A 6087-nucleotide genomic window follows, 5' to 3' on the forward strand; every position below is an offset into this window, starting at 1 on the left:
AATGTAGTTGAAGAAAATTGGTTATTTATAGAAAGCAGTTAACGAAGCATTAATAAATGACTCGTAACTTACGAGAAAAGAAAATCTGACAATAATTATCAGTATTTTTGATTTAGTTTGGTTCACAAAAAAGCCCCTTAAAAAGGGGCTTGAAAAATCAAATTAGCATGTTCATGAGAAACAGTTATTTCTTCACGCCTTCTACGTGAAGTTCCATGTCAACATAGCTTGAATCGCCCATGACTGGAATCTTGAAGTCAGCCAGTTCTAAACGGGTAGTACCATTAAAGCCAGCACGCTCACCACCCCAAGGGTCTTGACCTGCACCGATAAACTCAGCTTCAATCGTGATTGGTTGTGTTACTCCGTGAAGTGTTAGGTCTCCCATCACGTCAAGTTTGCCGTCACCTTTATCTTTTACACCAGTACTTTTGAACGTTGCTTCAGAGAACTTGCTTGCATCAATGAAGTCTGAACTGCGGATGTGCTTGTCACGCTCAGCATGGTTTGAATCTAAGCTTGTCGTATCAACTACGACTTCTACCGCTGATGCGTCAATGTTTGCTGGATCATAGCTGAACTCGCCTGAGAAGTTGTTGAATCGACCTTTAATAAAACTATAGCCAAGGTGACTCACTTTAAAGTTAATAGAGGCGTGTGCACCTTTTGTATCAATTACATAGTCTGCAGCATTTGCACCTAGCGGCAACATCATTGCCACTGCCATTCCTGTAGCGATTAGTGTCTTTTTCATTTCGAAACTCCTAACATTTTTCGAAGAGTATTATCTTTGTTAATAAAGTGATGTTTTAACGCGGCTAGTGCATGTCCAGCGGCGGCAATAATAACGAACCAAGCAGCATAAAAGTGAACTTCGCCCGCTATGTCAGATTGGTTAGCAAATAACTCACCTGCACCAGGTACAGTGAACCAATCAAATACTTCTATGCCTCTACCATCTGAGGTAGAGATTAAATAGCCACTGACAAATATAACAATCAGTGCTAGATACATCAGTAAGTGGCCAACTTTCGCTCCTAATTGCTCAATAGGATGGCCTTCAATCTTTGGTGTGACAGTGGCACTTTTCCAAAGAAGACGAAAAACCGTCAAACCAGCTAAAAGAATACCTATCGACTTATGCCAATGAGGAGCTGTTTTGTACCATTCGCTGTAATAGGTTAAGTCAACCATCCATAAGCCAACGGCAAACATTCCTATAATCACAATCGCAGAAAGCCAATGCAGTGCTCTCGCCACAGGGTTATAGTTTTTTCCTTCGTTTCCAGTCATTACCAATTCCGTTACTTGATATTGCATCTCATTTAATATCCTAACAACCATACAACCTTTGAGATACAGTATTTACTTAAATTGACACTTTAACGATAATCACTCTTTGATAATGTTCTTCAGTTTTTTCGAACAAGATATTTATTTACCAATTAGTCACTTAGCTATCTTCTGGCATTTCTATCTCATACAACTCATCACTAATGTCCATAACTTTCCGTTCAAGTACCTGTTTGGCATCATCTAACCCTTTGTTATAGAAGGCAGGACCTAGTTTTTTGATCAGGAAATCTAGTAAAAACTCGGCGTCGAACTGCCCTAACTCGTAATCGAGCTCATCACTAAAGTAGGTTTGTAAGTCACTAATGAGCTCTGCTTTTTTCTTGGTTTCAAACATGTTATTCCTAATTATTTGTTACAATTAAAGGGTTAACTATAACACTGCTCCATTTAAGGCAAGTATTCCACCGTAGATCCCAACCTCGCTTTCACAATTTTCCACGCAAGTCTCATAATCTTTGATTATTTCCCTTATAAGTTTCATTTTTGAAACCCATAAACTATCATAAAGACAATTTTATGGAGGAACCATGACCGACGGATATCAAGAACGCATTTCTACACTGCTAAAAGAAAAAAATATTACCAATAACGAGTTGGCCGAAGCGATCGGAAAAGGTAAAGCCACGATAGGACGTTACCTCACGAAAGGCCCAACACGTACTTATCCGTCCATTGAAGATCTTTCATTAATCGCTGATTATTTTAAAGTGCAAGCACATTGGCTTTGCTTTGGTGTTGGCGACAAACACACAGATGCTGAAGATATTACTCATGCAGCAAACCAAAGTGCGATCACTGTAGCGGTGTATAATCGTACAGAGGTTAATGCATTATTAAGCGGCGAAACGCCTCCTTCAGTTGGCTCTATACCTGTTCCTCCTGAATACAAAGAGTGTTTTGGCGTAATGTACCCAGTTACTGGGTCAGTCTCCTATAAATGGGATTGTATCGCGCTTGTAAATCCTAATAAGGCTTGGGTTAACGATGACATCGTGTTAGCAAGGCTTCCAGGTAACCCCTATCCGGATTTTTTCACGCTTGTTAAAGTGGGTAGTATCATCCATGTCTGGTATGGCGATGACACAACCAAGAATGCGATCCATCAAGTTAGTGATAATGACATTGACGTGTTAGGTGTCGTGCGTTGGGGTACTTGGGAAAAACGAATCTAATAAAGACTCCGTTTCAAGGAAGAAGGATTTTTCATTGTTGCAAGATATCGTAGTTCATAGTATTCGCAACTTTCAAGCAGACTGCCAAAAGCTCTGCCACCAGCACTACCCTGCGGTTCATAATGGTGGAATGACCGAACATCACCTTGGACTCGCATTCGCTAGAAGAGTTTCCGCAAGCTTTACGAGCTTGGGACATGAGGCAACACTAGCCCCGTTAGATTCGAAAAGTGATTCAGCAAGCTCATGTAATTATCGGGTCAGTTCTTCTTTGGGGACTATTTGGATAATCACTCATCATTTCATTAATGCCAACTCTGCAAGTAAAGAGCGCCTATTTACTCACCTTCAACAATGGCAAGCAGAGAATCATTACGCCATTCAATCTAAGGATATTTTGGTGGTTGTCGCCGACCACTGGATCAATCGATGTGCTCAAAGCAGAGGAATTATCCATTGGTGGCAAAATACACTGCCACACGATCTCGACAGTTATGTCCGCCAAGGAGTTAAATTGCTTGAGGCAGATAGTTCACTTAGTGGTTCACTTCGAAATCGACTTGCGATGACACCTAACTATATTAACTTCACTCATCCCTTAAAACGGACAGCCAACCAAGAGCCAGTATTAAAGTACGTTCAGCTCTACGCCATTATTTATCCATAGCCCCCTTTTTTTCATGGTAGTTGTCATCAAACTTTAACTACAATTTCTCATAGTGGTTCCGTTACTAACCAAACCAGAGTTGAAGTGAAAAGTCTCAAACGATACCAATATGAAAAATACGCTGTGTTGTGTAACTTGGCATATCCTCGAGTATTCAAGCAAACACGCTACGGTTTCGACCCTAACGGGCAACGAATTGTCGCCAATAGATCTGGAAAAACCGTCGTTCGCATTCTGTGGAGCCAAAACAAAGAAGAAGCGGTTATCGTAATTAAAGGCTCTCACAGTCCTACTGATTGGTTATTAAACTTCGCTATGTGGCAAAGAAGCTGTCGACACTTTGGGCTGAACTACTCTATTCACGCAGGCTTTCACTTTATTCTTAACCAAGAAAGCCAACCCACGCACAAAAAAGACCAATTGGGCCTTTCTGTGTTCGAACGCACAATAAGCATCGCTTCCGAATTGATTGAGAATGGTAAACGAATCGCGATTACAGGCCATTCCTCTGGCGGCGCGATCGGATGTGTTATTGCTGACGTACTTGAACAGAAATACCCAAAGTCGATAAAACGCATTGTTACGTTTGGCCAACCGGCTATTGGGGGTTATGGATTTAAAAAGCACTTTAAATTAGCTCATAAAACCTACCGAATCTGTTGTGACCTCGATGTTGTCACGTTCTTACCACCCATTCCATTCGCATACTGGCACGTGGGAAAAATGTTATGGCTCTACAACGGGCGCATTTATGAAAACACACCTTCATTAGTGAGATTCGGGCGCTCATTAATATCCTGGTTAGTCCGGCCTTTTTCTTATCATTTAATGAGTAAATACATAAGGAACAAGGATTTCTTTGATGAGCGTTAAAATGAGATGTATTTCAAAAAAAACAGACAAATCTCCAAAAAGTTAATCGATTACATTTATCAATACTATTGCTATCGCAAATATGAGACAGATCAATGTAGTTAAGGTTATTAGCCGAGTTTTGTCTGCTTTTTATACACGATTTCATCAAATTATAAACACTGACACTGATTCACTTTCAAAAAACGTTAATAGTTCACATTGACTTAGCCAATAATAGTGATATTTATCACAGATATCATTCAGTTACTGAATTTGACATCCGTGATCAGCGTGCCATCATAGTTTGAATTTCATTTATAAAACGCTGTAAATGCTACTAACCGATAAACATCAATTTTCCCAACGGATTAGACTCGATCGTTCCGGGTGCTGTATTGCAACCTATAAACACTTGACCTTAAAAAGTGTGTTTCAGCCTATATTCAATATAAGAAATGAAATAATCGGTATGGAAGCATTGGTTCGCTTGTTTGATCAAAATGACGAACCAATTCCACCCAATCTATTTTTCCAGAATGATGAAATTTCATTAGCCGATCAGCTCAACGTGGACAGATTGAGCCGTGCCATTCATTTGCGTAACTTTAGTATGTCCTTGTACAACAACAGACTTATATTCCTCAATTTTCTACCGATATCCAGTGAAAGGCTGGCGGCTGAAGGATTAAAATCATCGTTGTTAATGTCTCGACTTAAAGCACTGCAAATCGATAATAAAAGAGTCGTTGTCGAGCTTGTGGAATTAACGGCCTTTAGTGCGAGAACATTGGCTTCAGCTGCTCACCAGCTAAGTAATGAAGATTTTTTGATTGCTATCGACGATTTTGGATGTAAAGAATCAAGTCCTGAAAGGGTCAAACAAGTTAAACCTAATATACTAAAATTGGACCGTCAGTTGTTAATTGAGTATATGGATGGAAATCAACGCCCCCTACTCACGGGTTTAAAACTTGCTAAACAATCAGGGGCCAAGACCGTCATAGAGGGCGTAGAGACCGCTGAACAGCTCGTTGCAATGAAAGCGCTGAAGATAGATTTCTATCAAGGATATCACCTGGCTATGCCAACTGCTTTGCTTCCTCGATTGCAACAAGTGGTTTAAAACCGTTTACCTAACATAAACGTCACGCCCTCCCTCGTCCTGCCGCTCTGCGCCATTAACGAGGCCTCCCAGTTATCACTGAACTCTTTTTGCATTCCAACCATTGTCGACCATCTACTTGATGTTTGTTTGGCACTAAATCGGATATCTGCAAACTGTCCTTTAAGTTGCCTTTGATAATCTTGGTACTGTCCCCCGACTACGACTTTCCAACCGCTGTCCCCAATATTAAACCCTACTAACGGAGTCACCACCAAAGCATCCAAATCGACACCCACACCGGAGACAGCTGTAGAGACATATTGTGCATCTATGGTCGTAAAAAACTGTTTATGCCCATACGCTAAGGTTGTACCTATCGATGTAATGGTCGACGTCGTTGCCATCCCATTAAGTTCCAGCTTTGCAATATTGTCGTTAAGTAAGTCATTAACACCAATAGATATGTCCGATGTGGTTATCGCTTTGCCTATCATGGCGTTAAAGCCCCAAAACGGCAGCAACCATACATCACCTCTCACCGCAATAATACTCGTTGTATTTACCGTTTGACTTGCTCCGTCGGGCAGTAAGTCCCCTACCGATTCACCGTCAACTTTAAAGTCGCTCAAGTTCATTAAGTCTTCTTGCTGATGAGTAAACAAAGATATCCCGATCGGTTTGGGCAGCCTAATTCCAACGCTACGTACTCGATCTCCAAAGAAAGGCAGAGTACGGCCAAAATCTTCGTCCTTTACTTTTAAATGAGACGAAACGGCTGATTCATTGGCTAGGGCCATGGTGCTTATCAATGTCAAACAGAAAACAAGGTTGCGCATGAAATTAGATGGAGCTCTAGAGATATTAAGGGAGCAAGATATTATCAGGTCATCAAATACAAAAATAATTTTGATTTCATATATCTACACACTTGA

Annotated in this window: 8 protein-coding genes; 4 read left to right on the forward strand and 4 right to left on the reverse strand. The window is 40.7% G+C overall.

All coding sequences use genetic code 11. From position 1 onward, the window contains the following. Positions 1-184: 184 nt before the first annotated feature. From HW45_RS04075 to HW45_RS04085, 3 genes are all read right to left on the reverse strand, one after another. Positions 185-754 (reverse strand): YceI family protein, encoded by a 570-nt coding sequence (locus HW45_RS04075; protein ID WP_006072812.1) that lies wholly within the window; start codon positions 752-754, stop codon positions 185-187. Next, positions 751-1293: a cytochrome b gene (locus HW45_RS04080; RefSeq protein ID WP_038225041.1), complete on the reverse strand. Its 543-nt coding sequence runs from the start codon at positions 1291-1293 to the stop codon at positions 751-753. Before HW45_RS04080 ends, HW45_RS04075 begins: the two co-directional genes overlap by 4 nt. 160 nt (positions 1294-1453) lie before the next feature. Next, positions 1454-1690, reverse strand: coding sequence for a DUF2164 domain-containing protein (locus HW45_RS04085; RefSeq protein WP_038225029.1), 237 nt, complete (start codon positions 1688-1690; stop codon positions 1454-1456). A 193-nt stretch (positions 1691-1883) separates the two neighbouring features. Here HW45_RS04085 and HW45_RS04090 point away from each other — a divergent pair, with 193 nt between their 5' ends. The 4 genes from HW45_RS04090 (at position 1884) to HW45_RS04105 (ending at position 5173) form a co-directional block, all read left to right on the forward strand. After that, positions 1884-2528: a helix-turn-helix domain-containing protein gene (locus tag HW45_RS04090; RefSeq protein ID WP_038225031.1), complete on the forward strand. Its 645-nt coding sequence runs from the start codon at positions 1884-1886 to the stop codon at positions 2526-2528. A gap of 34 nt (positions 2529-2562) precedes the next feature. Beyond that, positions 2563-3195 carry a hypothetical protein gene (locus HW45_RS04095; protein WP_038225033.1) on the forward strand — a complete coding sequence of 211 codons (633 nt, stop codon included), beginning with the start codon at positions 2563-2565 and terminating at the stop codon, positions 3193-3195. Between the two features lie 84 nt (positions 3196-3279). Further along, positions 3280-4068 carry a lipase family protein gene (locus HW45_RS04100; protein WP_038225036.1) on the forward strand — a complete coding sequence of 263 codons (789 nt, stop codon included), beginning with the start codon at positions 3280-3282 and terminating at the stop codon, positions 4066-4068. A 313-nt stretch (positions 4069-4381) separates the two neighbouring features. Then, positions 4382-5173, forward strand: a complete 792-nt coding sequence (locus tag HW45_RS04105; RefSeq protein WP_038225037.1) for an EAL domain-containing protein — start codon at positions 4382-4384, stop codon at positions 5171-5173. Here the strand turns inward: HW45_RS04105 and HW45_RS04110 are convergent. Next, positions 5170-5952, reverse strand: a complete 783-nt coding sequence (locus HW45_RS04110; RefSeq protein WP_038225039.1) for a hypothetical protein — start codon at positions 5950-5952, stop codon at positions 5170-5172. The genes HW45_RS04105 and HW45_RS04110 overlap by 4 nt on opposite strands. Positions 5953-6087 lie beyond the last annotated feature (135 nt).

The sequence above is a fragment of the Vibrio sp. ER1A genome, assembly GCF_000733315.1.
GTDB classification, from domain to species: domain Bacteria; phylum Pseudomonadota; class Gammaproteobacteria; order Enterobacterales; family Vibrionaceae; genus Vibrio; species Vibrio mediterranei.

Bases quoted from the DNA above. Each gene is read 5' to 3' on its own strand.
- HW45_RS04110 (WP_038225039.1), bottom strand. From the start codon at position 5,952: ATGGCCCTAGCCAATGAATCAGCCGTTTCGTCTCATTTAAAAGTAAAG.
- HW45_RS04085 (WP_038225029.1), bottom strand. From the start codon at position 1,690: ATGTTTGAAACCAAGAAAAAAGCAGAGCTCATTAGTGACTTACAAACC.
- HW45_RS04105 (WP_038225037.1), top strand. From the start codon at position 4,382: ATGCTACTAACCGATAAACATCAATTTTCCCAACGGATTAGACTCGAT.
- HW45_RS04080 (WP_038225041.1), bottom strand. From the start codon at position 1,293: ATGACTGGAAACGAAGGAAAAAACTATAACCCTGTGGCGAGAGCACTG.
- HW45_RS04090 (WP_038225031.1), top strand. From the start codon at position 1,884: ATGACCGACGGATATCAAGAACGCATTTCTACACTGCTAAAAGAAAAA.
- HW45_RS04075 (WP_006072812.1), bottom strand. From the start codon at position 754: ATGAAAAAGACACTAATCGCTACAGGAATGGCAGTGGCAATGATGTTG.